The sequence below is a fragment of the Komagataeibacter kakiaceti JCM 25156 genome (assembly GCF_000613305.1).
Map to the genome: position 1 here is coordinate 1 of NZ_BAIO01000540.1, position 1,514 is coordinate 1,514.

The window sequence follows — 1,514 nt, forward strand, 5'->3', positions numbered from 1 at the left end:
GGCGCCACCGGGGCCGCGTCCGCGCGGGCGACCTGCAGTTCGACACGACGGATGGCGGGCACTTCCGCGTTCCACAGCGTACCCAGCCGGTCGCCATACTGCCCCCGCACCCAGTCGCGCAGGAAGCGGGTGGCAGGTAGAGGGTGATTTCGTCTTCCTCCACCGGGCCGACCGTGATCTGGCGCAGCCAGGTGCGGTATTCGACCTCACCCACTTCCGCCTTCAGCCGCTGGCAGATGCGCGACCAATGAATGGCGAGCACGCTTTTCTGTGCGTTGGCTTCCGCAACCGCGTCATAGCCTTCCAGTCCGCCCGTCATATCCGCTCCCGGCTACATGGGCACGCAACCTGCGCTTTCGCGCCCGCCGGTCCGTGCCCCCGCTCCATTCATACCGTCCCGCAACGCCGCCCGTCCCGCACGGGGCGGGCAGTCGCGCGCAGGGCACGACCCGTACACCTGCCCCTGTGGGCAAGGCTACCGATGGCGTTGGAATTATCCCCGCAAGTTAGAGCAGGGAATCGGACGAAGCAACGGGAATCTGCCCCGCCCCGCCAAAACCCCGTCACAATACGCGGCACGACAAACAAAAAAGGCCGCTATCACCACTAATGGCGATACACGACCTCCTTCATTACTTTCATGTTTCTTTCAGATAAAAGAAACAGACAGTATTTTACGCCGCAACAAGAGACTTGATACGGGCGGACAGGCGGGAAATACGACGGGCAACGGTGTTGGCGTGAAGCACACCCTTGCCAACCGCGCGCTGCAGTTCCGGCTGGGCCGCACGCAGGGCGGTCGTGGCGTCGTCTTTCTTGCCCGACTCAATCGCCATCTCGACCTTCTTCACGAAGGTGCGGACACGCGACATGCGCGCCGTGTTGCGGGCGTTGCGACGTTCATTCTGACGGATGCGCTTACGCGCGGAAGCTGTATTGGCCATTGCTCTCAGTTCATCTGCATAAATCAGGTTACGGCGGTCCGCCACCCGATCGTTGCGGACATCCCATATCAGGCTGGCGATCTAGTCCACCCCGGCGGCATTAGTCAAGACAAGTCTTTACCAAAATCGTTTTCTTCCCCCTGCAGGCGGGGACAGAAAAAGCTGGACCGCCCTGACTGGGCGATCCGCACGACCCCGTTGCATGCAGGTGGCCCGGGGCAGTCGGGGCATCCCTTCCCCTCCCGGCCATAGACGCGCCAGGCATGCTGAAAATAACCCAGCTCCCCATCGGGTTGCACATAATCACGCAGGCTTGACCCGCCCGCGGCGATCGCTTCCTCCAGCACGGCGCGGATGGCCACCACAAGTCGCGCGAAATCCGCCGCATCCACACTCCCGGCCGCCCGCGCGGGATGGATCCCCGCACGGAACAGGGCTTCGGATACATATATATTGCCAAGCCCCGCCACCACGCGCTGGTCCAGCAGCAGGGCCTTCATGCTGCTGCGCCGCCCCCTGGCGCGCGCCCGCCAGCCATGCGCCGTCAAAACCGGTTGCCCAGCGGTTCCG

1 protein-coding gene and 2 pseudogenes are annotated in these 1,514 nt (G+C 63.6%); all 3 read right to left on the reverse strand.

Going from position 1 to position 1,514, the window contains the following annotated elements; all coding sequences use genetic code 11:
• Positions 1-319: pseudogene (locus tag JCM25156_RS25495) on the reverse strand (DnaA N-terminal domain-containing protein); the annotation flags it as partial.
• A 355-nt stretch (positions 320-674) separates the two neighbouring features.
• Positions 675-944: a 30S ribosomal protein S20 gene (gene rpsT, locus JCM25156_RS16350; protein ID WP_025813961.1), complete on the reverse strand. Its 270-nt coding sequence runs from the start codon at positions 942-944 to the stop codon at positions 675-677.
• Positions 945-1,048: 104 nt separating this feature from the next.
• Positions 1,049-1,514: pseudogene (locus JCM25156_RS25500) on the reverse strand (bifunctional DNA-formamidopyrimidine glycosylase/DNA-(apurinic or apyrimidinic site) lyase); the annotation flags it as partial.

Bases quoted from the DNA above. Each gene is read 5' to 3' on its own strand.
- rpsT (WP_025813961.1), bottom strand. From the start codon at position 944: ATGGCCAATACAGCTTCCGCGCGTAAGCGCATCCGTCAGAATGAACGT.